The organism is Spirochaeta lutea (genome assembly GCF_000758165.1).
GTDB classification, from domain to species: domain Bacteria; phylum Spirochaetota; class Spirochaetia; order DSM-27196; family Salinispiraceae; genus Spirochaeta_D; species Spirochaeta_D lutea.
The window spans coordinates 48,554-74,077 of sequence record NZ_JNUP01000052.1 but is presented as its reverse complement, the minus strand read 5'-3'; the positions used below and the strand labels follow the sequence as shown (position 1 = coordinate 74,077).

Genomic DNA, 25,524 nt, shown 5'->3' with positions numbered 1-25,524 from the left:
CCGATAGTTCTGTACTGTCTATTATCTGAGTAAAACCTGAAGTTTTCCACCAGAGAAGGGGAAAAAAAGAGCGGATCTTTTCGGTTTTCTGTGATTTTTGCCACATTGTATACCGGAGTTGCTGATCTGTACAGACCTATAGTACATTAGTTTATATGCCATCCCAGTACGCCCATGCCCAATTTGCAGCCGATATTCTGCATGCTATACATCGTCCCGATCTGGTTACCTCAGCCCCATCCTGGCTCGCCTTGGGAGCCCAGGGTCCGGATATGTTTTACCACAACCAGAGAACAAAACCCAGCGGTATTGCCCTGGGTTCCCTCATGCACCGCCGCGGATACGGTAGTTTCTGCGCGACCCTGGTGGCTACTGCCCTGGAGAGAAACTGGGAACCCGCCAGTCACCTGGGGCAGTATATCCTCGGGTTTATCAGCCATGCCATCCTCGACAGGCACCTGCATCCCTACATCAATTATCATTCGGGATGGTTCGAACCAAGCATCCCCGAAAGCCAGCAGTACCGGTATGCCCATGCCTTCTTCGAACGGATCATAGATACCTACGCTATTCAGGGTGATTTTGCGCCCGGTACCAAGGGTACGGGGCATCGGATCTTCCCCGGACTAACCCCGCCCGGGGGACCGGAGAGCCGCTTCGCCCAGGTCTGTGACCTGGGGGATGACCTGCCAGAGGCATTAGAATCCCTTTTCATTTCAGCACTACACCGTGTATACCCCAAGACCAGGGAGGACGAGGTGCTGCCCCAGCGGATTAGAAATGCCTACGGGGATACCATGGGATTTTACAGGTTCTGCGATCAGGCAGAGAGGGAGCGCTGGGCTCAATGGAAGGCAGGAGCGCTGGAACCAATTTCGTCCCTACGTTGGGTGGGCTTACTGCATCCATTGGCCCTCCCCCGGGAGTTGGATGTTCTCAATGAACAGGGGCGGCAGTGGGTCGATCCCTGCGGGATCGGTGAGGATAAGACCATGGGACTGGGAGATTTATGGAACACCGCTGTGTCCCAGGGAGTCCGGATTTTCACGGATATTCTAAATTTATGGGAGCATCATGATTCCCCGGAAGACTTCATCGGACTTGCACCCCTGATAGGGGATTCTGATCTGCGTAATACCTTCCGGGAAGTCCATCTCTGCACCCTGACTGAATCGAATCCCCTGCCCTTCCATGAGGTGCTTCAGGTCTTGGCCACGGGCCCTATTCCTGATGACTGGAGAATCCTGGTTTAACATCGGTTAGGTGTCACGGGATCGAGGGTTCGGTGCTGGCGGGCCTACCAGTGATGCGGGTCGTGGAGGGAGAGGGCAGATCCCGACTCTTTGCGCTGATTCGTGGGCTGCCGGTGGATCCCAGGACGTTCATGATAGCAGGCCGCGATTTCCGTATCCATCCTCACGGCTTCGTTCCCCCTCCGTCCCGGAATTAACGCTTGTAGGACTCGGCAATCAAGTCGCCCAGTAGGTTCAGGGCAAAGACCACCGTCGCTAGGCAAAGTCCGGGAGCCAGGGCCAGATTTCCATGGGTTAATAGGTAGTTCCGAGCTTCTTGGAGCATGAGTCCCCAACTTGCCTGGGGCGGCTGGGAGCCGATCCCCAGAAAAGAAAGGGAAGCCTCCAGGCTAATCGCCAGGGAAAACAGGCTGCTGGCCTGGATCGCTACAGCGGGACCTACCTGGGGAACGATATGGGATGAGAAAGCCCGGAGAGCCGGGGTACCTAATACCCGGGATGCGAGCATCCAGCCCGCCTCATTGGCAAGCCTAACCTCAGACCGGACTACCCGGGTTATGACCGGCGTAAAAACCACCCCGAGGCTCAACACCATCTGGCCCTGCCCGGACCCAAGGACCGATACCAGGGCAATGGCCAGAAGCACTGTGGGAATAGCCAGCACCGAATCGCTGAGCAGCGACACGGCATCATCAACCCGGCCGCCCGCACTGCCGGCTAATCCCCCCAGCACCCCGCCGACCACCAGGGATATCCCCAGGGCACCCAGACCGACAGTCAGGGCGGCCCGGGCCCCGTGCATCAAGCGGCTCAGTATATCCCGCCCCAAACTATCCGTACCCAGGATAAAGATTTCACCGGCTGTCCCGGGAACCACCGTTCCCGGGGGGGCGAACCGGGCCTCCAGATGCTGCTCCCAAGGGTCGAAGGGAGCAAGGACCCCGGCGAAGATCGCCGTGGTCAGCCAGAGGGTTACAATGGTTATTACTAATCCTGCAGCGGCTACACGGTTTTTACCGGTTTTGCTTCGGGACCGGGGGATGCGGAGAGCCCCGGAACCACTGGGATTGTCGGAGCCACTGGAAACCCCGGGATTTGACTTCTTGCGCTCCCGGGGCTCATCCTGCATCCCAGGCAGATCCCGTCTCTTATCCTCCATATCTCCCCAACCTAGGGCTGAACCCGCTCAACCCGCCGGAAGTCGAAGGTGTCCAATACCGGGGTCATCTGGAATCCCCGGACATCACTTCGTACCGCTACAGTCCGGTTGGAAGAACCAAGGAAGAAGAACGGCAGATCCCGGGCGAACAGCTCCTGGACCCGGCTGTAAATAGCCTGACGGGATGTAAAATCGAGGACTCGTTTTCCTTGATCGATCAGGTCAGCGGCCTCAGCATTCTCCCACCGTACGTACCGGCCTCCCCTGGCGTAACCGGCAAAGATTCCGTGGGGATCAAGCTTTCCGGTATGCCCGATAACAGACATCTGGTAGTTTGCATTCCCGTAGACCTCGCCGATCCAGTAGCTCCAATCCACTAACCGAAGGGACACCTGGATCCCGACCTGCCGCAGCATCTCCTGGTACAGTTCCCCGGCCCGGACATGGGGTGCAAAATTCTGGGGAACCACCAATTCAACGGGCTGTCCCTGGTAACCCATCTCAGCCAAAAGCCGGCGGGCTTCTTGAGGATTGTAGGGGTAGGGATTTTCAAGATCAGCGAAAAAGGGATTCCCTGCATCCATGAAGGTATGCACCGGCACTCCGCCCCCGTATGCGATATCCAGCACCTGCTGCTTATCAATACTCATCGCCACCGCCTGCCGAAATCGCCTATCCTGCATAGGTTCTGCTGACAGGTTCATCGGCATTACCAACACCAGGGAAGAAAGGCTCTGTTGTATGGAAACCTCTCCGCTGGCTTCCAGCAAGGCAAGATCCTCGGTATCGACCAGATACACCACATCCAAATCACCGCTTATCAACCCCTGAATCTGCAAGGATCGCTCGGGAACGATTCGGAATACCACCTCATCCACCCGGGGGCTTCCGGCCATCCAATATTCGTTATTCTTTTTCAGGGTGATTCGATCGTCTTGACTCCAATTCACCAGGGAGAATGCACCGGTACCGAGGGGAAGCAGGGCAAAATCATGCCCGGATTCAATCTTCTCGGAGGGCAAAATCGCTGCCCACCCGCTGGCAAGACTGTACAGAATGGGTGCAGAGGGTTCGGACAGATACACAACCACGGTATGCTGATCGGGTGTAGTAATCTCACTGATTACTTCGAACTCAGGCCGGTTCGGGCTGTTGAAATCCGGATCGAGGATACGTTCGAGGCTTGCTTTGACATCCCGGCTATCCATGGCACTGCCGTCATGGAAGGTCACCCCTCTCCGGAGGGTAAAGCGAATACTCTTATTATCCTCGCCGAAATCCCATGATTCAGCCAAAGCAGGTACCAACCGCCCCTCTTCATTGGGTTCCAGCAGGGTATCGTAGATACTTTTTACCACCTGGAAGGTGAGGGTTTCGCTGGTTGCATGGGGATCCAGGGTGCTGGGATTTCCGGAGAGGCCCAGAGAAATCTGCACCTGCTCTCCTCCCTCATTCCGCCCCCCGGAAAACAGGAGCCCAATACTGCCAAAAAAAAGAAATCCAGCTAGTACTATTCGTGGGTTACAGCGTTTCATTGTCATTCCTCCTCGGTGTACCAATCATAATGGTGTGCCTGGGTCGCCATCAGGATTTTGCTATACTCGTGTTGGGGACGCTGCAGGATATCCGTTGCGCTTCCCTGCTCCACTAACCGTCCCTGGTAGAGAATCCCGATGTGATCGCTCATGTATTCGATTATATCAAGATCATGGGATATAAATACATAGGTTAAGCCGAGTTCCCTCCGCAATTCCTGAAGCAGATTCAATATCCGTGCCTGGATAGATACATCCAGGCTTGCCACCGGTTCATCCAAAACGAGTACACAGGGCTCTAGGGTCAGTGCCCGGGCAATACTCAACCGCTGCCTCAGCCCCCCGGACAGTTGGCCGGGCCGATCCTTGCGCTTGGACCAGGGGAATCCCACCAGCTCGCAGACCCGCTGCATCCGGGCTGACCATTGGTCCCGGGGAACCATCATATTCTTCAGAGGCTCCAGCAGAATGTCCTGCACCTGCATGAAGGGATTCAAGGTCCCGAAGGTATCCTGAAAAACCATCTGTGCCTGGGTAAAAAACCCGCTCCTCCGGGCCTCCCCGGGGCTTTGGGGAACCGGCTGCCCCTGGAGCAACACCTGACCATCCTCGGGAATCAGGAGTCCTAATAGGATCCGCCCCAGGGTTGTTTTACCCGACCCGCTTTCTCCCACAACGCCGTAACAAACCCCCTGAGGAACCTCCAAACTTACGTCATCCAGAGCTAGAACCCGCCGTCCTCCCCCGGGAGTAGAGAAGACCTTGGTCACATGGGAAACCTGAATCATCATCGGGCAATCCTGGGATCAAAAAGATGACATGCTACCTCGGCTCCCGTACCGACACCGCTGGAATGGCCAGGATGCTGGAGCCAAGGCACAAGCTTCGTGCAGGGTTCAAAGCGCTGTTTACACCGGGGTGCAAAGGGACAACCGGTTATCTGGTCATGGGGTTCAGGCATGGCACCGGGAATCTCGGTGAGTGTCCTGCCCCTGCGATCCATCCGGGGCTGGGCCTGGAGTAGATCGCGGCTGTAGGGATGAAGCGGGTTAGTAAAAAAATCTTCCGCTGCCTGCACTTCCACTACCGTACCGGCATACATCACTGCAACCCGGTGGGCGATTGCGTCAATGGCCTTCAAATCGTGACTGATGAACAAAATACCAACCTGCCGCTCCTGAGCCAGGCGCTGGAGCAACCCCAGTACGAGATCCCGGCTGACACCATCCAGGGCCGTCACCGGTTCATCCGCGTAAATAACCTCAGGCTCCTGGGCCATGGCCAGAGCAATCATTACCCGTTGCTGTTGACCTCCGCTGAGCGGACTAGGCCTACTGGAGAGAAAACCCTGATCGGAGGGAAGGTTTACAAACCCTAACAGATCGGCGATCCGGTCTCTCCATTGGTGTTTCGGTATACCCCGTACCCTTAAAATCTCGTTAAAATGCCCCCGAATACTCTGACCGGGATTCAGAAACTGCCCGGGATCCTGGAAGATCATCGCATGCCCCCGGGGACGGTCAATCTGCCCTGACACCCTGAGCTGGGGCAGGACCCGGTTCAGACCGTAGAGGGTCCTGGCCAGCAGAGACTTCCCTGCTCCGCTTTCACCCAAAATACCGAGAATCTCCCCGGGGTACAGGCTCAGAGAAACACCCCGGACCGCCGCGCCGCCCTCGGGCAGGCTAACCTCCAGGTTGGCACAGGAAACTGCAGGCGTACCCCTCACCCCTGCCTCCCGCGTCTCAACTGGGGGAACAACAAGCCCTGAAGGGTATCTGCCAGTATACCCACCAGGGAAAAGACCCCCGCGGCCAAAAACACCCCGCCCTGGATCACCGGCAAGTCTCTGGCGGTGATGGAACTCAACAGGAGCCGCCCGAGACCCGGCAGGGCGAAGACCTGCTCCACGATTACCGCACCCCCCAAGAGATACCCGAACTGAATCGCCGCCATGGTCACCAGGCTTAAGGCGGCATTGGGCAATAAAAACCGCCACATAATCCGGCGGGATGAAACCCCCGCACCGTAATAAAACAAGACGTAGGGTTTCGCCGCCTCCTGTATCAGGGCCCCCCGGATCGCCCGGAATAATACCGGTGCTCTGTTAAGGCCAAGAGCCACTATCGGCAAGATAAAATGGGCCGGACTGCCGGAACCGAAGAGGGGTAGTATACCCAGGCCTACGGAGAATACCAACACCAGTACCATGGCAATCCAGAATTCGGGAAAGGCCATAATACCATGGGCCACCGCCATAAGAAGAGAATCCCTGGCTGTCCAGGGCTTGGATGCCCCGGCAACCCCACCAGGCAGGGCAATTACCAGGGCGCAAACCATTCCGCCCAGGGCCAGAAAAACCGTAACCCCCAACCGGCCGGCAATGGCTTGAAAGACCGGCCGCCCGTTGGCAAAGCTCGTACCAAAATCCAGGGTAAGGCTCCCGGTGAGCCAGGAAAGGTACTGGTAGACAATCGGCTTATCCAAACCATGGCGGCTTTGGAATTCTTCCACTGCGGCCTGATCTGCCTGCATACCGAGAACTGCCCTGGCCGGATCGCCGGGAATAATGCGGAGAATGAAAAACACGAGACTGGATACGGTAAACAGGGTAAGTACAAGCCGCAGGATCGCCCGAACCCCCTGTCTACCCCAGGAGAGGGACCGAATCATGGCCTTATTGCAGGGCCATGAGAATCCGCTCCAGGACCTTCTTCCGGTCCAGGGGCTTAACGATGTAGTTCCGGGCGCCGATGATCAGGGAATTCTTGACCAAATCATTTTTTCCCAAGGCGGAGATCATCACTACCCGCGCCTTGGAATCGAATTCCATGATCTTCTGAAGGGTGGTAACCCCATCCATCTTGGGCATGGTAATATCCATGGTCACCAGATCAACATTGGGGTGCAGCTCCTTGAACTTCATCAAGGCTTCCTCCCCGTCTCCCGCAGTACCGACAACCTCGAAACCCGCAGAGGTCAGAATCTGACTCAGCTGCTTGGCAATAAACATGGAATCATCACAGATCAGAACCCGATACGGTCTACCTTCAGGACTCATTCCCTCAGGGGACTTTTCATTCAGATTCGGAAAATCACCTTTACTACGCATACAACACCTACTCCTCTTCTCTCACCTCGGCCAAATCATCCAGTTTTACGACTGATTCCGACGCAGCCAGCGGCTCAGGGTGGACTGGCTCACACCTAACATGGAAGCCGCTTTACTTTGGTTGCCCTCACAAAGGGCCAAGGCACGATCATACAGAAAATCCTCCACCGCCGCCATAGTCGGAACTCCTGTTCCGGTGAGCACCAAACCCTCCGGACCATGAACTGCCTTATTTGGGGAAGATTCGAACGCGCCGCCATCCTCCGACGGCGACACCACAGTATCTAGTCGGGCATCCATACCCGCGGCGGAGAGATAGTCCCGGATAACCTGCACCTGCAGCTCCTCACCCTGACTAGCGCCTACTGCATTATACATCATCCCCTGCAATTCCCGGACATTTCCAGGAAAATCGTACTCCGTCATCGCTTTCAGGAGATCATCGGGAATCCGGAACCGAATACCCCGCCGAAACTCCCGATCGGCTTGTTTTAAAAAATGATAGGCTAATTCGGCTACATCCTCCCGCCGCTCCCGGAGGGGCGGAAGAATAACCTGGTGTGCAATAAGCCGGTAATAGAGATCCCGGCGGAAATTGCCCTGGCGAACCAACTCGGAGAGGGAAGCATTGGTGGCCGCCACGATCCTGGCCTGGCTCATCCGGGGGGTATCGGAACCTAGGGGATAATACTCTCCCTCCTGAAGCAGCCTCAGAAGTTTGATCTGGGAACTTTGGCCCAGGTCACCAATCTCGTCAAGAAAGAGGGTTCCTTTTCCGGCTTCCTCGATGAATCCCTTCCGGGGCCGGTCCGCTCCGGTAAAACTGCCCCGGCGGTGACCGAAGAGGGAATCGCTGAATACCATGTCCTCAATCCCCGACACGTTTACCGCCACAAAGGGCTCATCCGGTCTGGCTAAACGGTGAATTGCCTGGGCAAGAAGCTCCTTACCGGTTCCGCTCTCTCCGGTCAAAAGAATCGGCTTGGGCGAATCGGCCACTGCCTCCAGGTAGGAAAAAATCCGGAACATCTTCGCCGACCGGGTTACTATCCCTGCAAACGCCTCAGGATGCTCAAGATCCTGGTCCTCCGCCAGACGAGAGAGCTTGCTCACCTCCCGCTGCAGCTCCCGGATGGTCAGAGCATGGCGGATCGCCATATTCAGCCGGGTTGAGTCCACCGGTTTGGTCATGAAATCGAAGGCTCCGCGCTTCATGCATTCCACGGCAGTTTCCAGCTTCTCTTCCCCCGTAAGGATAATGACTGGTATGTGGGGATACTGAACGGTAATCTTCTCAAGAAGTTCTTGTCCGCCCACAAAGGGCATTATTAAATCCAGGAGGACCAAGGCTATGGGCTTGTTCTCCATCATCGCCAGGGCTTGGCGGCTATCGGTACAAATCAGGGCCGTGCCGAGCCCGCCTTCCTCAATGACGGTTTTATAGAGGGTTGCCGGTACATATTCATCCTCAATGATAAGGATCTGCGGTTTTTCATCCATAACGATAGTAGTATATTACAAATATGGAACAGCGAATACGTCTTGTAAACCCCAAGCCCATGGGAGATTCCGGGCCTGTCCTCTACTGGATGCAGGCTGCCCAACGAATCCGGCATAACTATGCCCTGGGCTATTCAATAGAGCTTGCCGCGAAAAAACAGGTACCCTTGGTGGTGGTTTTCTGTTTGACTGCCTTTCCCGAGGCCAATCTGCGGCATTATTGGTTCATGTGGCAGGGGATTCGGGAAACCGCCGCGAATCTTTCAGACCTGGGCATCCCCCTGGTAATCTACCACGGCCATCCAGAGGACTGCATCCCGGGTCTGGCGAGGCGTCTTGATGCTTCGGCGGTGGTAACCGAGAAAGCCTACCTCCGCACCCCCCGGCACTGGCGCAGCGCAATATACCCTGCTCTGGACTGCCAGGCCGTGGAGGTCGAATCCGAGGTGGTCGTCCCCCTGCACCTGGCAAGCACCAAGGAAGCCTACTCCGCAGCCAGCATCCGCCGCCGGGTCACCTCCATGTGGAACCATTACATAAGCGATTATGAACTTCCCTCCCCGGCCGGGCTACCATCCCTGGGTGATTCCCTGCCGGACCGCCTCGAGGAGGCCACGAATGCTCGGTCCTTGCAGCCATCCTCCATCACCCAGCCAGATCAGTTGGCATCTCTTCTGGGGCTCTCCCCTACTCCCGGCATCAGTCCGGTCTTCCAGGGCGGAGCGACCCAGGCCCAGGCCCACCTGGATCACTTTCTAAACACAGGACTGCACCGATTCGCCCAAGACCGCAGCGATCCGAGCCTGGGGGTGCAATCTAACCTGAGCCCCTATCTGCATTTCGGCCAGATATCGCCCGTCGATGCAGCCCTTCAAGCGTCCCAATTCTGGAAGGGACCGCAAAACCGTCGATTCAATCCCCAGCTCCAAGCTGTTCCCCTGGAGCCCCTGGATGCGTTTTTAGAGGAGCTCATCGTGCGAAGGGAACTATCCTTCAATTACGTTTATTACAATCCCCGGTACGATGAGTACGAAGGGCTGCCCTCCTGGGCGTTGAAAACCCTGGCAGAGCACCGAGAAGATCCCCGCCCCTACGAGTACTCCTACCAGGAGCTGGAGGCCGCCCAGACCCATGATCCATACTGGAATGCGAGCCAACGGGAGATGGTAATAACCGGTAAAATGGCGGGATACATGCGGATGTACTGGGGAAAAAAGATCCTCGAGTGGACGAGGGATCCCAAGACAGCCTTTAATACAGCCTTAAAACTCAATAATACCTACGAACTGGACGGGAGAGATCCCAGCTCCTTTGCCGGGGTCGCCTGGTGTTTCGGAAAACATGACCGGCCCTGGGCCCAGCGCGCTATCTTCGGCACTGTCCGCTACATGAACGACCGGGGGTTAGAGCGTAAATTCAACATCCGGGACTATGCCGGACATTGGAATCACCCTAACCCCTGACAATACTAGAATCCCCGCACCGGGTATGATTCCCGTATCCCATGACACCTCACGGCTCCCCGGCCATACCCCAGGGGTTAAATCTGGACCCGTTGGTGACCATGCCATAGCTCATCCCGAAGGGCGATGATTTCCTTGCTGGCCATGTACTCATCGAAGGGCATCATGCGATCGATAATGCCCCCGGGAGCAAATTCCACGATCCGATTTGCAATAGAGGATATGAACTGATGGTCGTGGCTGTTGAAGAGAACGACCTCGGGAAACTCGATGAGGCCGTTGTTCAATGCGGTTATCGACTCCAGATCCAGGTGGTTGGTAGGTTCGTCCAAAATCAGGGTGTTCGCCCCGGAGAGCATCATCTTGGAGAGAAGACAACGAACCTTTTCGCCCCCCGAAAGCACCTTCACCGGTTTGAGGGCATCCTCGCCGCTGAAGAGCATCCGCCCCAGGAACCCCCGGACGTAGGCTTCATCGGTAACGGGGCTGTATTGGGAAAGCCAGTCCACAATGGTCATATCCGAGGTAAAGTAGCGGCCGTTATTCTTGGGAAAGTAGCTCGTGGTTATGGTCACTCCCCATTCATACTCACCTGCTTCGGGGGTATCCTCGCCGCCGATAATCTCGAAGAAGGCGGTTTTCGCGGCGTTCTGAGGGCCGACGAAGGCTATTTTGTCTCCCCGGTTGACCGTTAGGCTGAAGTTATCCAAGAGGGTTTCTTGTTCATCCGCCTTTTTCAGGTTACGAACCTCCAGGACGATCTTTCCGCATTCCCGTTCGGGCTTGAATCCTACGTAGGGGAAGCGGCGGCTGGTGGCAGGCAGATCTCCCAGATCCAGTTTTTCCAAGAGTTTTTTCCGGCTGGTGGCCTGTTTTGCCTTGGAGGCATTGGAACTGAATCGTTGGATGAACTCTTTCAACTCTGCGGCCTTATCCTCGGCCCGGCGTTTTTCGTCTTTTTTTTGCTTGGCGATCAGCTGGCTTGCCTGGTACCAGAAGTCGTAGTTTCCCACATACATCCGGATATTTCCGTAGTCTACATCACAGATGTGGGTACAAACCTGGTTCAAAAAGTGTCTGTCATGGCTTACCACAATGACGGTGTTTTCAAACTTGCTGAGAAAATCCTCCAGCCAGTTTATGGACTCAAGATCCAGGTGGTTTGTGGGTTCGTCCAAGAGAAGAATATCAGGATTCCCAAAGAGGGCCTGGGCAAGCAACACACGAACCTTCTGACTTCCTTCGAGATCTCCCATTTGCTGGTAATGGAGAGACTCTTCAATGCCGAGCCCGGAGAGAAGGATGGATGCTTCCGCCTCAGCTTCGTACCCTCCCATTTCACCGAACAGCCCTTCAATCTCCCCTACCCTCATTCCTTCTTCTTCAGTCAGGTCCGACTTGCTATAGAGGGTTTCCCTCTCAACCATAATGTCGTAGAGGGTCTTATTTCCCATAATCACCGTATGGATGACCGAATGTTCGTCGTAGGCGTATTGGTTCTGGCCTAACACGGACATCCGAAGCCCCGGAGCGATAGAGACTTCGCCGGAAAAGTTATCCAGCTCGCCGGACAATACCTTTAAAAAGGTGGATTTTCCTGCGCCATTGGCGCCGATTACGCCGTAACAGTTTCCCGGCGTAAATTTGAGGTTGACCTCTTTGAAGAGGGGCTTTGTTCCAAAGGTTAAACTTAGATCTGATACGGTAATCACCGGCAACTCCTTCAATATACTTCGCGTTGTATGTGGAACGTTTATGTGGGATTATGTGTTCACAAGCCAGACCCTCTGGGCTGCATTCTCAGTTCGACCTGAATACTTCATGGGTAAGCGCCGGGGTCTTCGGTACTGCGCGTTAGAATGCTCCTTTGTACCCGGCAATGAGCGATCTGTCAAGGTTCCTCATTATTGACATTACCACCGCCCCCCTGCATAGTCATACCTATGGAACTCTACCTCATCCGTCACGGCCAATCAAAGAACAACGAACTGGATAATGCATCTGATGGCGATACCCTGCGAAATCCCGATCCGCCCCTTACCAAAACGGGACATCTCCAGGCCAGGAAGGTAGGAGGCCATCTCGCCAAGCCGAAACAGCCCTACGACCCCTCTGAAAATGAACAATTCTGGGGCTGGGATCATTACAATCACCTAGGGTACGGCCTGACCCATATCTACGCCAGTCTGTTAACCAGGGCACTGCAGACTGCAGCCGAGATTGGTCATGCCACCGGCTTAAAGCCTGTTTTATGGCATCGGATTCACGAGGTTGGGGGAATAACTACCTATTTCCCCGAGATGGATGCCAGGGTACCCCGACCCGGACTCTCCCGGAAGGAGATACTCACCACCTACCCCGGGGCTGTCCTGGATCCCGAGACCGAGGGACACCTGGCAGAACTTGAAGCAGCCCATGGTCCCGACACAGGATGGTGGAACCATGCACCCCAAGAATCCCCGGAACAGGCCCGCATGCGCGCCCGGAAATGGGTAGCGAGTTTGAAAGAACGCCACGCTGCTACAAACCACCGGGTAGCCGTCGTAAGCCATTGCTGGTTCATAGTTCTGGTTCTGGCCGAACTCTGCGGTATTCCCGATATCGAATCCCTATGGTTTTCTACCAATAATTGCGGAATCACCAGGGTAGATCTTGTTCCAGGTTCCACCCGCATCGTTTATCAAAACCGCTTGGACCATCTGGAACACCCCATCATAACTACCTAGGCGGCCGGGCAGATTCACAACTATTGCGTCCTGGAACACCTTGTTTATTCCTGAGTGTTTTTGTATATTTTACCCATGTTTGGAAGAAAACGATCATCAGAACCGACTGCTCCGTCCCCGGAAACAATGAAACATGCCGTACTGGATGTAGATGGCGCAACCTGTACATCCTGCGTATACACCATCGAACACGTGGGCTCAAAGTTAAAGGGAGTCCATGAATGCTTCGTAGACCGCAATACCAGTCAAATCCAACTGGACTACGACGGCAACCCCGAAACCCTGGAACGTATCATTGAGCTGGTGGATCGTATTGGGTATACGGCTGTCATTAACCAAGCCGACCAACCGGTTTCCTAGTCCTCCTATGGAGTCCACGGGATACCAACCATTCGTGCCGGTACGGCTATCCCTGGGTTGTTACTAGGATGACGCTGCTATAGCTGGGGTATGAAACGACGTTTCGCCCAGGAGAACGTACCAGACAGCACCCCCCTATCCCGATTTACCAAGCCTAGATTCACCACCCGCGAACCCATGGAGGTTCCTCGTTCCCGATAGCCCTCAGGGCAATGCCTCCACGGTGGTTCAGGACCGCCACACCGTGATTGCTTCGTTTCCAGGGTGCGTCACTCTGGGAAACCACAGGCCGGGGCCCCACAGGAGTCCGGTAATCCCTTCCTGGGCATCCGGCATAGAATTGGTATTGCGCGAAAGGTTGTACACTTCGCCGGAGATAGTAGCATAGACAGGAAACTAGTCCAGCTATGGTGGTGCCAGGCTGAATAGTTTCAGCCTTTTACACACTACGCATAGATTTACTGCACAGCAGTAACGCTGCTCATCTCATCAATCTCCGGATCAGCCAGGTTCATACTATCCATCCGAGCCTGGAGCCGTGACATATGCCCGTTCAGCCGGTCAATCCTGGCAGCCAACAACCTGGCTAGGAGGATACCGTAGTGAGGCTGGGCTTTTATACTGTTCACAAAGGAGTTCTTGCTCACCTTAATCAGCACACTGGTACCGCTGGAGACCACCGTTGCCGACCGCTTATTCGAGAGCAGGAAGGACATCTCTCCCAGAAAAATATCATCCGGGGTGAGGGTAGAAACCTGCTTTCCCCCGCTGTAGATTACCAACGAACCGGAGACGATGTAGTATAAAAAATTGGACTGCTCGCCCTCATGGAAGACCACATCACCGTCACGAAACACTATCTCGCCCTGATCACTGAAGATCGAGGGAACCACATTACTCTCCATGGGTTGATGACGGATCTCAAAACTCACCTGGTTTCCCTCAGGGTTGTATCCCAGGTTTTCTACATACACCCCCGTCATGAGTATGCCCCGGCCGTGAAGATCCATTTCTCTACCCTCTTGGGGTTTCAGCCGGGATCGCCAATCAAAGCCGGTTCCCTCATCGCGGATGGAGTAGTAGGAGCGGTCGGGGGTAATCCGGTAGGAAAAGTGAACCTTTTTCCTGCGTATCTCCGGATCGGTGCACTTCTGGCGGATGAGATCAAGAATATCCCCGTGTTTATTGAGCCAATGGGATTTCTCATCGTAGGTGATATTGCAGTTTCCATGCTCCACGGCATTCATCAACATCTCAAACAGGGCTACATGCAGCCCCTCACGCCCCTCCCGGTTCAGATAGTTGATATTGTAAAGGTAGTTGGGTATGAGGTTGGCATAGGTTCCCACATTAAAGGGATCATTATCCATAACCAGGGTTCCGGATATGCTCTTGAGCAGATAGCGCTGTAAATCCCGCTGGAAGAGAATCTGCCGGTTCTGCAGCAATATCCGCAGCACACGGAAAAAGCCCCGGACAAATTCAGACCGGCTCATGGTGGCAATAACGTTCAGATCCTTCACCACCTCCCCTACCCGGGGCCGGTCCTTAAGATTATGAACCATCACAATACCACCGTAGTGCAACCAGGGATCCTGACGGATTTCATCCAACAAGGCTGTGGTGTCTATCTCTTGGTCGGAAAAGTGAATCAAGCTGATATCCGGGAGCTCATACTTTAAAAATTCCAAGGCTTCCTGTCCGCTGGTTACCACCTGGGGCTCAAAAAAGTTTTGGTATTTCCTACAGATCTGCACCACCCTGTCGTTCAGGTCCTGGTCTGTACTAAAAACAGCTAGCTTACGCACGGTATCTCCTCACATCGTATTATCCCAGGCTTGGACCATTGGTACGGCGCCAGGACTGGGATAGGTGTTTCGGGGTCTGTACCTATAGTAATTCCTCCCCGGCGATCTTTCCACCGGAATATACCCGCTAACGTCTATTTTCTTGTAAGTGAGCAAAATAAAGAGTCTATTACAGAAGTGGCTGCTACAATTGGCTCGGGATCCATGGGATAGTAGCCGATACCGTCCATCGAAGGCGAAAGGTTGGAAACTACACCAGATAAGGCGGAGCAATCGATAATTCCGCCCATGGATGGTGTCACCGAGGCGCAATGGTTCAACCTTTTGCGAACTATACAGTCCTTTAGGCACGTGCAAAAAAAGCCTCCCGACCCGAAGGTTGGAAGGCTCTTTGAAACAAGAATCCCAGGAACAGAACTCCCCGGGATTGAAGCGGTAAGAATTACTTCGAGTAGAACTCGACGATCATCTGCTCTTCTGCAATTGTCGGAATCATATCCCGCGTAGGGTATACAGAAACCGATGCACTCAGTTCATCCGCAGAAAAACTCAGCCACGGCGGAATGGGCCGATGGTTATTTTCTGCGATCTGACGCCGCAGCATTTCCTTGGTAGCTTCACGGGGTTTCGCGGTAATCGCATCCCCGGGACGTACCAACGCGGAGGGTACATTCACCCGCCGACCGTTCAGATACACATGTCCGTGGCTCACCAATTGCCGTGCCTGGGACCGGCTTGCAGCCATCCCCAGCCGATATACAACATTGTCCAGTCGCCGCTCCAGAAGGATTAACATATTATGTCCCGCAACGCCCTTCATCCGCTTTGCCTTAGCAAATACGTTTCTGAACTGACGCTCCGAAAGTCCGTAGGCGAACTTTACCTTCTGCTTTTCTGCCAGCTGCCGGCCGTACTCGGTTTGACGAACCCGGCCCTTCTTGGGCTCTCCAGGAGGGGCGGGCTTCTTTTTCAAGAGCCGGTCGTACTTCGCATTTCCAAAAATGTTAATGCCGAAGCGACGAACAATCTTACCTTTGGCAGTACTATTCTTTGCCATAAAAAAGAAACTCCTTATGGTACCAGAACTCGGTACCTTATGTAGTGGTCTGAAAGGCTATACGAATCCCTAGGGGATGTCAAGATTTGCCAAACAGCCCCTTGATAAATCCAACAAACCCCTTGGTATCCTTACCAGATTGGGATTCCTTATTTCTAGGGGTATTTTGATCAGACCGAGAGGGATTCTGTTTTACCCTCCCAGGCCTGGTCTTTGCAGCTGCCTTGGGGGTGTCGGGCTTCTGTCCTTTTGGGGCAGTGGCCGGTTTTTGCTGGGTCTTGCCGGGTTTTCCCCTCCGTGTTGCCTTGCCGGCCTTCGGTCCCTTGGCTGCCTTCCCCGGTTTACCGGGTTTTCCGGAGGTTCCTACCCGAGAGGCGGCGGGGCCTGATTTTAGGGTAAAATCCTCTCCGTATTTTTGCTGGTAGTAGGCCAGCCGCTCTTCGGGGCTCGCACTCTTTGAGGGGCTCCCGACATTGGCACTAGGAGCCGGTCCCCTGCGTTTATGCTTCGGCTGACTCGGTTTCGGGCCGCGCTGGGGATTTTTCGGTTTTCGTTCGATCCCCTCCGGACGGGTGGCAGCCGGTTTACCCGGCCGAGAATCCCGACGCCGAGATCCTCCCCGTTCAGAGGACCGGGGTTTCCCGCCCCGAGCCCGTATGCTATCGTCGCGGTCATAGCGGATCCGCATGCCCTTGCTCTTATCCTCTCCGAAAAGGGATTCATCCACGGGGGCAACAGGAATTTTCATGGAAGTGAGCTGTTCTATGGCAGGAAGTCCGTACACAAACCGCTCATCCGCAAAACTGATCGCCCTGCCGGTTTTTCCGGCCCTCGCGGTCCGGCCGATCCGGTGAACATAGTTCTCCGGATCTTCGGGAATATCATAGTTCACCACAAGTTCCAAATCATCTACATGGAGCCCCCGGGCCGCTACATCGGTGGCAACCAGAAACTGAAGCTCTCCACGCTTTAGAGAACCGATGATCTTCAACCGCTTATTTTGGGCTAGATCACCCATGAGAAATTCACAGGTATACCCATTTATTTTCAAACGCTTGGAAACCTCTTCGGCACCACGCTTGGTATTTGTAAAAATGAGGGCATTTTTGGGCTCAATACTCCGGAGCAGCCCTAAAAGAAGGGGAAATTTTTCCTCCCGGCTTACATGGTAGAGGCTCTGATCGATTTTCTCCACGGTGATGTGTTCCGGTTCTATCTGAATATCCTGGGGTTCGTTCATATGCTCCCAAGCAATGTTCATAACCCGGGTATTCATAGTAGCGCTGAAGAGCAGGGTCCGCCTGTTTTTCCTGGAAGGCATACGCCGGAGAATCGACACCAAATCCGGATAAAAGCCCATATCAAACAGTCTGTCCGCCTCATCAACCACAAGATACTTGATCTGTGAAAAATCAAGCTTCTTTGAGCGTTCGAAGTCAAGCAGCCGCCCCGGGGTGCCGATGATGATATCCAGCCCGGCTGCAATCATCTGCTCCTGGCCCTTATACCCCACGCCGCCGTAGAATGCCCCCGCCTTAAACGGGAGGGTACTTCCTAACATTACTGCTTCATCCTTGATCTGTTCGGCCAGCTCACGAGTGGGGGCCACAATTAACGCCCGGGGGCCTGATCCGGCCCTCCCTTCTTCATCCTCTTTTAAGAAACGTTCAAATAGGGGAATTAAAAAGGCTGCGGTCTTTCCCGTACCCGTCTGGGACTGGACGGTTACGTCCCTGCCCTGCAGCACGGCCTGAATGGTTAGCTCCTGTACGGGGGTGCAATCGGTAAATTCTGCCGCTGCAATACTCTCTTGCAGCTGGGAGTGCAATGGTAACTCAATAAATTTCATATGCATCTACTATACTGGAGGGATGGGGTTTCGCCAATACCTCAGGATTTGGGCTCGGCAAGGGTATCACGAATTTCCAAACGGCACCGGTATTCCACCCGGTAATCGGTAGATTCCCCGGCAATCAGGCTAAAAAGCATCTCTCCGGCCTTTCTGCCCTTTTTGAATCCGGGCTGATGAACCGTGGTAAGATTCGGAACGACCATCTGAGCCTCGGGGATATCGTCAAAGCCGATAATCGAAATATCCCCGGGGATCCGAAACCCCCGGGACTCCAGCTCCCGCTTGGCACCGATGGCGATAACGTCGGACATACATACAAACACCGTAGGCATGTAGCCGGTCGCCAGAATCTCCCGCACCGCAGCCGCACCGCTCTCGAAGGTAGTACTGCAATAGCGGATGGGTAAATCCTCCATGGACAAGCCCACAGCACCCAGCGCACCCTTATAGCCGTTTAACCGCCACTCAGAGACACCCCCGAAAATTCCCTCTTCAGAACCCTCGGGTATCTCCAAGCTCAACACCGCAATTCGCCGGTGGCCCTTGGCCAGAACATACTCCATCTGCTCGTAGGCCGCCGTCTCATCATTCACATTGATGCTGGGGCCCTCTTCGCTGGGACGGCCGTCTATGGTCACAAAAGGCATATGACGTTGGCGAATGAGCTGCACAACCTTCATCTCCGGCTGGAGCCCCATGGTTATAAACCCGTCCACCGCCGCGCTGCGCACCCCGTCAAAGATCGAGTCCCTCAGGGGCGGCACTACGGTAAGTGAATAGGCATGCTTCTGACAGGCATCGCCGATTCCCAGGAGAATACTTGACATGTAGGGGTTCGCAAAAGCCTCGGGAATGGTCTGGGGTACAAGAAACCCAATGGTTCCCACCTTCTTCAGGGATAGGTTACGGGCGACCGGATCGGGAACATACCCCAGCTCCTCGGCAATCTTCATGATCTTATCACGGGTGTCCTTGGAAATCCGTGTAGGATCATTAAAGGCAAAGGATACGGACGTCTTCGAAAATCCGGATGCCTTAGCAATATCGTTTATTGTAACCCGCATACTAACCTACCGCTTCTTACCGTGCCGGACCATGGGGTGCCGGCGTTGCTGTCTCCTACGTATTTAGGGTGATTCTAACGCCTTTACGAGAGGCGTTCTACCCAGCAAACCGGTCATATCCGGCTCTCGGCAACCGGGCGGAGCCATGGGGAATCAAACCCAAAAACCCCGCCCGAACCCGACTTCTCCATAAGTCCGATCCTATCCCTTAACCGAACCCAGGGTCAGACCCGATATCAACCACTTGGACGATACTAAAAAGAGTATCATTACCGGCACCGATACCATTAACGCACCGGCGGAAAACTCACCCCACTGGGTCTGGAACTGTCGCTGCATACTCTGTAACCCCAGAGGCCAGGTATAAAGCTCAGGCTTCTGAAGCATGATTCTTGCAAGAAGGTAATCGTTCCAGGCCTGGGTAAAGTTGAACAGGAAGGCAATAGCCAGGGCCGGTGCACTCAAAGGGAGAATGATTCGGAAAAAAGCCTGCATTCGCGTTGCACCGTCAACCATGGCGCTCTGTTCCAACTCGACGGGTATGGTATCGTAATATCCCTTAAGTATCCATATACTAAAGGGCACCGAGGTCACCGAATAGGCCACCACCAATCCCTTCCAGGTGTTAAGAATCCCCAACATGCTTGAGATAATGTATATCGGCACCATGAGCATCGTCGCAGGAATCATTTGGGTAGCCAGCAGAAAGATCAACCCGGAGGTTCTTCCGGGAAAGTTCCACCGGCTGAAGCTGTAGGCTGCCGTACTCGCGATAAACACGCCCAGGAAGGAAGTGGATGCTGTGATTAATAGGGAGTTCCATAACCATATAAAGAAATCCCGCTCAAAGAGTACCTTGTAGTAGCTATCCCAGGTTGCATCAGCCGGGATTAACGCCAAGGAGGTGGATAGTAACCGGTCCCCGGGTCGAATTGAAACCGTCAAGATCCGCATCACCGGATACGCCGCAATAAACGAAAGGACGATCAGGGCGATATGCACCAGGGTACGTTTGAAGGGACTGTCGCCCCTGGCTGTATGAAAATACCACCTGAAAAATCCATGCTTTTTAATGAGATCCATCCTGGTGGGAAGGTGGATGGAAACCTGTTGATTCATGTTACTCATGGCTATTCTCCTACCGTTTTGGCCTGGGCAAGGCGTTTCTTACTCTGCCCTACATCCACCTGGAAGTTGCTCAACCGCATATATATCAGGGTAAAGGCCATCAGAATCAGGAAGATGATGATCGCGAATGCTGACGCAAATCCATACCGGTTATATTCAAAGGCTGCCCGGTACAGGGCGGTAACCAGAATATCGCTGGTCTCCAGTTCCTGCTGGTTGATAAAGAACGGCACGTTAAACTGATTAAAGGTCCAGATGACCCCCAGTACCACGGCAGGTGTCAGTACCGGCCTCATGAGGGGCAGGGTGATTTCTTTAAACTGGACCCATTTCCCGCCGCCGTCAATCTCCGCTGCCTCATAGTAGGAGGGATCAATGGACTGCAGGCCGCCCAACAGAACAACCGACATGAAGGGAACCCCCAACCACCAGTTGGTCATGTTAACAGCCAGGTAGTTCCAGAATGGATCAGACATCCACGGAATCTTATCAAAGCCCATCTGTGTTAAAATAACGTTGAAATATCCATAGTCAAAATTAAACTCACCTCTCCAGGCAAGCACGGCAATAACCTGGGGAACCGCCCAAGGGAACAAAATCACCGTTCGGTAAAATCCCCGAAGCTTCATAGGCCTATTCAACAGCATGGCCACCATCATCCCCAGGGTCACGTGGACAGCCACCTGTAAGAAGGTCCACAACATAGTTCGACCGAATACAGGGAAGAAATACTCCTGCTTCAAGACCGGTGCGGTGAACACCAGCTTAATATTATCAATGAACTCGCCGACCCCGTAGCTCACCGAACCCGGCCGGGTTGGAAAGCGTCCGGCGAACAGGTTGGTATCACTGAAGGCGATTACAATATTATAAACGATCGGATACACCACCAACACAAGTAACCCCAGGGCTGCAGGCATTACCAGCATGTAGGCCAGGGAATACTTATAGTTGAGCATCCGCTTTAATACAAGATACAAAAGAAGCTCAAGGGCAACCACCACCAGAACAATGACCCCAAGGGTCGGCAGCACGTCTCCCAAACTCCGTAATACTACACTACTCATCGGAACCTCCCCAAAAAAAAACTGATCCCGGCGGATCATTCCGCCGGAGATCAGCCTGTACTCATGTACAGAGTTTATTGCATGGTAGCAATGGTTGCCTCGGCAGCAGCCTGCATAGCAGCAGCAGCAGCGGCAGCATCCTTTGTACCGGCCAGTACAGCGTTCATCTCGGGCTTCATGGCATCCCATACAGCACGCATTTCTACGTTGGTGGGCTGGGGAGTACCGGTGGCCAGCTGCTCAGCAGAACCCTTAAGGATCGGATCTGAGGTTACCAGAGGATCCTGGAGGGTGGTCAGCCGTGCAGGAAGACGAACCAGGGTTTCAACCATTTCTTTCATGGCAGCTTCGCTGGTAGCGAACTGGATGAAGGACTTCACTGCATCAAGTTTTGCACCGCTTACCCCTTCGGCAACCATGAAGTATTTACCAGAGGTGTAGGGAGCAGGATCAGAACCAGTAGCTGAAACGGTGGGGATCTTAGCAACGCCAAGGTCATCACCCAGGATTCCCTGATAGTCACCCAGTGACCAGTCGCCGTTGATCAGCATAGCAGCCTTGCCTTCCTTGAACAGGGTGTCCATGGTGCCGTAGTCAGACTCGGCAGGTACCACGCCGTGTTCGAACTCAAGGTCCGCAAGGAACTGAAGGGTGTCACGCATTGCCTTGGTGTTCAGGGTAGGAGTTACACCGTCCGCAGCGAATACCTTACCGTCAAAACCGCCCAGCCAAGGTACGAGCCAGAAGGGTTCGGTGGCATTGTATACAAGACCGTACATGTCCCCGGTGGTAAGACCCTGAGCAACACTGATGAGTTCATCGGTGGTCTTCGGTGCATTGGGAACCAGAGACTTGTTGTAGAGCAGCATCAGGTGGTTACCCGCAGAAATGGGCACTGCGTACGCGTTGTTGTTTACGATAACAGTCTCAATGAAGTTGTTCGCATTGAACATAGCATCTACAGGCTGGATCAGATTTGCAGCCAGGAAGGGACCGGCGTGGTCGCTGACAGTCCATAGCAGCTCGGGAGCGCTACCAGCCAATGAAGCGGTCTGGAAATCTTCCCGAAGCGCCTCGGTGTCCTTCTGAACAACCTCAATGATTACGTTTGGATTTGCATCCATAAAATCATTGGCAAGCTTCTGAACGAAGGCGAATGCTCCCTCAGATTCCCCTTCCTGAGTCCACAGTGCAAAGGAAACCTTGCCTGAGGCAGCTGCTCCGCCCTGCTCGCCTTCTCCGCTGGCAAATACGCTCAGAGGAAGGATCGCAAAAGCCATGATGAGCATGATTGATAAAAGCCTTTTCATGGAATACCCCCTAATTACCCTCCCGGCTATGGAGGGTGAGATAAGAATTTTACAAACCGGTTTAGTAAACCGGTTTGTATGAACACTCTAAATCCACTCTTGAAATGCGTCAAGGAAAAGTTTTCATTTTTTTGGTTTTTCTTTCTGTCGCCCATCAGAGCCGGTATCTGCAACCGTGTAATCCCTATAGACAGAAAAGAACCTCCCGGATTAGGCTGAGACCCTATGAAACAGTTCCAGTCCCGCCCCCTGACCCTAGTCGTTGCCCTTTTCGGATTAGCCATTCCAATAGGAAAAATACCGGCGGAATCTCTGGTTCCGTCAGAAATCAGTGCACCCCAGTGGCTCGGTCAGCAGACCCTGGAGGCCCTGGCGGGAATCCCCTCGGAGACACCCCTGAACGAGCCACTCCTGGGTAATGAGGTCCTATCACAGCTTACCCCCGTATGGAGCCCTGATCCCTCGGATTCCAGCCGTGTCATCGGCGCCGCCTATCCGGCAGATCAGACCCAGCCCTTTATCCGTACCACCCTCATCGCTATTGATCTCCCGGAACCTCCAGCGGCCCCATCCTACGATTACGACTTCATTGTCCCCGCTGACCTATGGGATTTCTTTCCCTCAGCCTTAGGGGAATTAAACAGTACTTCCCAATTTCTGTTGGTTTCTACGCGAGCCCAAGGGTTGCAGGCCCTTTCCCGGGGGAAGGCGCCCAGTCTGTTGGATATGGATCTGAGATTCGCATCGTTCATCCAGGACCTCCGCCGACGCCAACCAGATGCCCTCCCGGGGGCATTACGCATCCATGGTCTGGTAAATCAGACCGGGGGATTCAGTCAGCAGTTCTACGCCTTTCGACTGCCCGAGGCAAACCCCGTTCTCCGAGAAACCCTCAATAGAAGGATTACCCGCCTGCTTTCCAGCGGAAACGCCAGGAGCTTCGGCGCACGCCTGCTTCCAATCCTCTTCGGTCAGGAGCAGGCGGAGGGTATCGAGTGGGAAAGCCCGGATATCTTCGAGCCCTATTATTAAAACTTCTGTACAGAAGCGGGGTTGTTTACTACCTTAACACCATGGATCTGCACATACACAACCTTACCAAGTCCTTCGGGGACCACACCGTTTTGGATTCCGTGACCCTTGATCTTCAGGATCTACAGTCCCTGGTTATTATCGGGCCTTCCGGAGGCGGAAAAACAACCTTACTCCGTATTTTGGCGGGGCTCGAACGGCCGGATAGCGGAACAATCCATGTAAACAACCATGAACTCATATATAAGGAAGAACATCTTAGAAACTACCGAAAACGGGTGGGAATGGTCTTTCAGGCGTACAACCTGTTTCCCCACCTTACCGCTATGGAGAATATCACCCTGCCCCTGCAGAAGGTTCATGGTCACAACCGGGAGGAGGCCCAGGGAATTGCGGAAACCCTATTAAAACGCTTTCAGCTTCTGGAACATGGTTATAAAAAGCCGGCTCAGCTTTCTGGAGGTCAGAAACAGCGTATCGCTATCTCCCGGGCAGTGGCCATTAATCCGGAATTCCTGCTGTTGGATGAACCTACCAGCGCACTGGATCCAGAGTTTACCGCGGAGGTTCTGGACTTAATCGAAGAGCTCCGGGAATCGGGAATGCAGCTGATCATGGTTACCCATGAAATGGGATTCGCCCGTCATGTAGCTCAACACATCCTCTTTGTTGATCAGGGCGGGATTGTAGAACAGGGAACACCGGATCAATTGTTTACCTCTGCAGCCACTGAGGATGTTTCCAATTTTCTTGCAAAAGTATTAAAATACTAACATGAACCATAAAGACATGATCCTGCGTTTTCAGCAGCAGATAGACGAATTAGAAAAAAACAGGGTAGAGACCGTACAAAAAATCGGGCTGCTTCTCCTCGAAACAGATTCCCTCGAAGAGGCGTTAGAATCCCTTCCGGAAGAACGAAGAGAAGCCATTCCTGAAGCAATTTCTAAGGCCAGGCAGATTACCGGGCAGATCCAAGAAACCTCTGAAACCCTGAATGAACTGCGCCATTCCCTGGAGCAGGATAAGGCTATAGGCCAGGAGCTGAAACGGAATGCTGATACCCGGAAGGAACTGGAACGACAGGAGGACGGGTTATTTTTTGAGATCGGACAGCGCGCCCTGGAGGTCTATACGGCCGGTCCGGAACGGTTTAGGGAGTATCAAAACCTTTTTGCTGCTGCTCTACAGGCTCAAGAACGCTTCTATGAGCTCAGCAATCATATTGAAAAAAAAGAACTGGCAAACCGTGGGAAAAGCCCGATTCAAAATGTCATCAATAAGGGGCTTGCCCTGGCCGACCAGGTTAAACGGGGGAGCGCCGAGCGGAAATTGCACTCCGAGCTAAAGGAATTAGGCGCAGGGTTAGTCGCTACCGATTTTCCTGACCGGGCTTCAAGCAAAACCTTTCAGGCCGCACATCAACCCTACCTGACTATTCAAGCCCAGCGGGAGGAACTTTCCTCCTCCAAGGACGAACTTGAGTCCCGCCGGAGGGTAATCCAGGCATTTTTAAACGATCTAAAGGCAAAGTACGGCAGTTCTTCCCCGGACAGGCTCATCTCGATTATTGAGGATGATCTGGAACGCCTCCAGAATGAGAGCAGTCAGAGTCTTCAGACCGCCGGAGCGGAGTACTTCGAGGCACTTCCGGCCAAACAGAAGCAGGGAAAAAAATCCGCCAGCCAGGTTGACCGGTTTGTGAATCAGCTGCTGACGGTAGAGCAGTCCATGACATCCCTCCACCAAGAAATCGCCAGGCACCGCAGTGCCATTAAGGCTCAGGAACTGAAAAAGCGAATTACCCAATTACAGAGCGAAGAGGAGCGCCTGGCCCGGCAGATTACAGAAAAACAGGCCCAGCTGGACAAGACCTCCGACCTGCTCCAAGAAGCTGAGAAGGAATACACTGAAGCGGCCAGAGAAGCGGGTCCTGCCCTTTCTGGAGAAAGTGAGGAGGGGTAACCCCGGTAATGTGCCCATGGGATTAAACCCCTGCACGGCGGCGGCGCTGTCCCTGGTGCCTAAGCCCAGGCAGTCCTGCTCTATCCGGGGTAGTTTACAACCTTTTATGCACTATCAAATCATTTTTTAGTGC

The 25,524-nt window shown here is 53.9% G+C and carries 22 protein-coding genes; 7 read left to right on the top strand and 15 right to left on the bottom strand.

The features are described from left to right. The first annotated feature begins 155 nt into the window (after positions 1-155). The gene (locus DC28_RS15420) at positions 156-1,253 is read left to right on the top strand and encodes a zinc dependent phospholipase C family protein (protein WP_052078579.1); all 1,098 of its coding nucleotides are present in this window, start codon (positions 156-158) and stop codon (positions 1,251-1,253) included. A 193-nt stretch (positions 1,254-1,446) separates the two neighbouring features. Here DC28_RS15420 and DC28_RS06935 read toward each other — a convergent pair whose 3' ends face one another. The 7 genes from DC28_RS06935 to DC28_RS06905 are packed head-to-tail and all read right to left on the bottom strand — an operon-like array spanning position 1,447 to position 8,559. After that, positions 1,447-2,412, bottom strand: coding sequence for an ABC transporter permease (locus DC28_RS06935; RefSeq protein WP_052078578.1), 966 nt, complete (start codon positions 2,410-2,412; stop codon positions 1,447-1,449). Between the two features lie 11 nt (positions 2,413-2,423). Continuing rightward, positions 2,424-3,947, bottom strand: coding sequence for an ABC transporter substrate-binding protein (locus tag DC28_RS06930; protein WP_037547201.1), 1,524 nt, complete (start codon positions 3,945-3,947; stop codon positions 2,424-2,426). Positions 3,948-3,949: 2 nt separating this feature from the next. Next, complete coding sequence (locus DC28_RS06925) at positions 3,950-4,738, bottom strand: ABC transporter ATP-binding protein (RefSeq protein ID WP_052078577.1); 789 nt, start codon at positions 4,736-4,738, stop codon at positions 3,950-3,952. After that, positions 4,735-5,676 carry an ABC transporter ATP-binding protein gene (locus DC28_RS06920; protein WP_052078576.1) on the bottom strand — a complete coding sequence of 314 codons (942 nt, stop codon included), beginning with the start codon at positions 5,674-5,676 and terminating at the stop codon, positions 4,735-4,737. Before DC28_RS06920 ends, DC28_RS06925 begins: the two co-directional genes overlap by 4 nt. Further along, on the bottom strand, positions 5,673-6,620 hold the full coding sequence (locus DC28_RS06915) for an ABC transporter permease (protein WP_037547198.1): 948 nt from the start codon (positions 6,618-6,620) through the stop codon (positions 5,673-5,675). Before DC28_RS06915 ends, DC28_RS06920 begins: the two co-directional genes overlap by 4 nt. A 4-nt stretch (positions 6,621-6,624) precedes the next feature. Then, positions 6,625-7,059 carry a response regulator gene (locus tag DC28_RS06910; protein WP_037547196.1) on the bottom strand — a complete coding sequence of 145 codons (435 nt, stop codon included), beginning with the start codon at positions 7,057-7,059 and terminating at the stop codon, positions 6,625-6,627. Between the two features lie 45 nt (positions 7,060-7,104). Next, a complete protein-coding gene (locus DC28_RS06905) occupies positions 7,105-8,559 on the bottom strand; it encodes a sigma-54-dependent transcriptional regulator (RefSeq protein ID WP_037547194.1) in 1,455 nt (484 codons plus the stop codon). 23 nt (positions 8,560-8,582) lie between these two features. Between DC28_RS06905 and DC28_RS06900 the strand changes: the two genes are divergently transcribed. Next, positions 8,583-10,022, top strand: coding sequence for a deoxyribodipyrimidine photo-lyase (locus tag DC28_RS06900; RefSeq protein WP_037547193.1), 1,440 nt, complete (start codon positions 8,583-8,585; stop codon positions 10,020-10,022). 77 nt (positions 10,023-10,099) lie between these two features. Here DC28_RS06900 and DC28_RS06895 read toward each other — a convergent pair whose 3' ends face one another. Next, positions 10,100-11,734 (bottom strand): ABC-F family ATP-binding cassette domain-containing protein, encoded by a 1,635-nt coding sequence (locus DC28_RS06895; RefSeq protein ID WP_037547191.1) that lies wholly within the window; start codon positions 11,732-11,734, stop codon positions 10,100-10,102. A gap of 231 nt (positions 11,735-11,965) precedes the next feature. On the opposite strand from DC28_RS06895, the gene DC28_RS06890 reads away from it, so the two are divergent. Continuing rightward, positions 11,966-12,748: a histidine phosphatase family protein gene (locus tag DC28_RS06890; RefSeq protein ID WP_037547189.1), complete on the top strand. Its 783-nt coding sequence runs from the start codon at positions 11,966-11,968 to the stop codon at positions 12,746-12,748. A gap of 75 nt (positions 12,749-12,823) precedes the next feature. Further along, on the top strand, positions 12,824-13,108 hold the full coding sequence (locus DC28_RS06885) for a cation transporter (protein WP_081942030.1): 285 nt from the start codon (positions 12,824-12,826) through the stop codon (positions 13,106-13,108). 458 nt (positions 13,109-13,566) lie between these two features. On the opposite strand, the gene DC28_RS06880 is transcribed toward DC28_RS06885, so the two are convergent. From DC28_RS06880 to DC28_RS06850, 7 genes are all read right to left on the bottom strand, one after another. Then, on the bottom strand, positions 13,567-14,916 hold the full coding sequence (locus DC28_RS06880) for a cyclic nucleotide-binding domain-containing protein (protein ID WP_052078574.1): 1,350 nt from the start codon (positions 14,914-14,916) through the stop codon (positions 13,567-13,569). Positions 14,917-15,358: 442 nt separating this feature from the next. Continuing rightward, positions 15,359-15,973, bottom strand: a complete 615-nt coding sequence (gene rpsD, locus DC28_RS06875; RefSeq protein ID WP_037547187.1) for a 30S ribosomal protein S4 — start codon at positions 15,971-15,973, stop codon at positions 15,359-15,361. A gap of 79 nt (positions 15,974-16,052) precedes the next feature. Continuing rightward, the gene (locus tag DC28_RS06870) at positions 16,053-17,822 is read right to left on the bottom strand and encodes a DEAD/DEAH box helicase (protein ID WP_037547185.1); all 1,770 of its coding nucleotides are present in this window, start codon (positions 17,820-17,822) and stop codon (positions 16,053-16,055) included. 41 nt (positions 17,823-17,863) lie between these two features. Continuing rightward, on the bottom strand, positions 17,864-18,889 hold the full coding sequence (locus DC28_RS06865; RefSeq protein ID WP_037547183.1) for a LacI family DNA-binding transcriptional regulator: 1,026 nt from the start codon (positions 18,887-18,889) through the stop codon (positions 17,864-17,866). 201 nt (positions 18,890-19,090) lie between these two features. Further along, positions 19,091-20,017, bottom strand: a complete 927-nt coding sequence (locus DC28_RS06860; protein WP_052078573.1) for a sugar ABC transporter permease — start codon at positions 20,015-20,017, stop codon at positions 19,091-19,093. Positions 20,018-20,019: 2 nt separating this feature from the next. After that, positions 20,020-21,084, bottom strand: coding sequence for a carbohydrate ABC transporter permease (locus DC28_RS06855; RefSeq protein ID WP_081942036.1), 1,065 nt, complete (start codon positions 21,082-21,084; stop codon positions 20,020-20,022). A gap of 74 nt (positions 21,085-21,158) precedes the next feature. Next, positions 21,159-22,394: an extracellular solute-binding protein gene (locus DC28_RS06850; protein ID WP_037547181.1), complete on the bottom strand. Its 1,236-nt coding sequence runs from the start codon at positions 22,392-22,394 to the stop codon at positions 21,159-21,161. A 225-nt stretch (positions 22,395-22,619) separates the two neighbouring features. On the opposite strand from DC28_RS06850, the gene DC28_RS06845 reads away from it, so the two are divergent. The 3 genes from DC28_RS06845 to DC28_RS06835 are packed head-to-tail and all read left to right on the top strand — an operon-like array spanning position 22,620 to position 25,391. After that, a complete protein-coding gene (locus DC28_RS06845) occupies positions 22,620-23,426 on the top strand; it encodes a type 2 periplasmic-binding domain-containing protein (RefSeq protein ID WP_037547179.1) in 807 nt (268 codons plus the stop codon). A gap of 41 nt (positions 23,427-23,467) precedes the next feature. Further along, positions 23,468-24,199 carry an amino acid ABC transporter ATP-binding protein gene (locus DC28_RS06840; RefSeq protein ID WP_037547245.1) on the top strand — a complete coding sequence of 244 codons (732 nt, stop codon included), beginning with the start codon at positions 23,468-23,470 and terminating at the stop codon, positions 24,197-24,199. Position 24,200: 1 nt separating this feature from the next. Continuing rightward, positions 24,201-25,391, top strand: a complete 1,191-nt coding sequence (locus DC28_RS06835; protein ID WP_037547177.1) for a coiled-coil domain-containing protein — start codon at positions 24,201-24,203, stop codon at positions 25,389-25,391. The last annotated feature ends 133 nt before the right edge of the window (positions 25,392-25,524 follow it).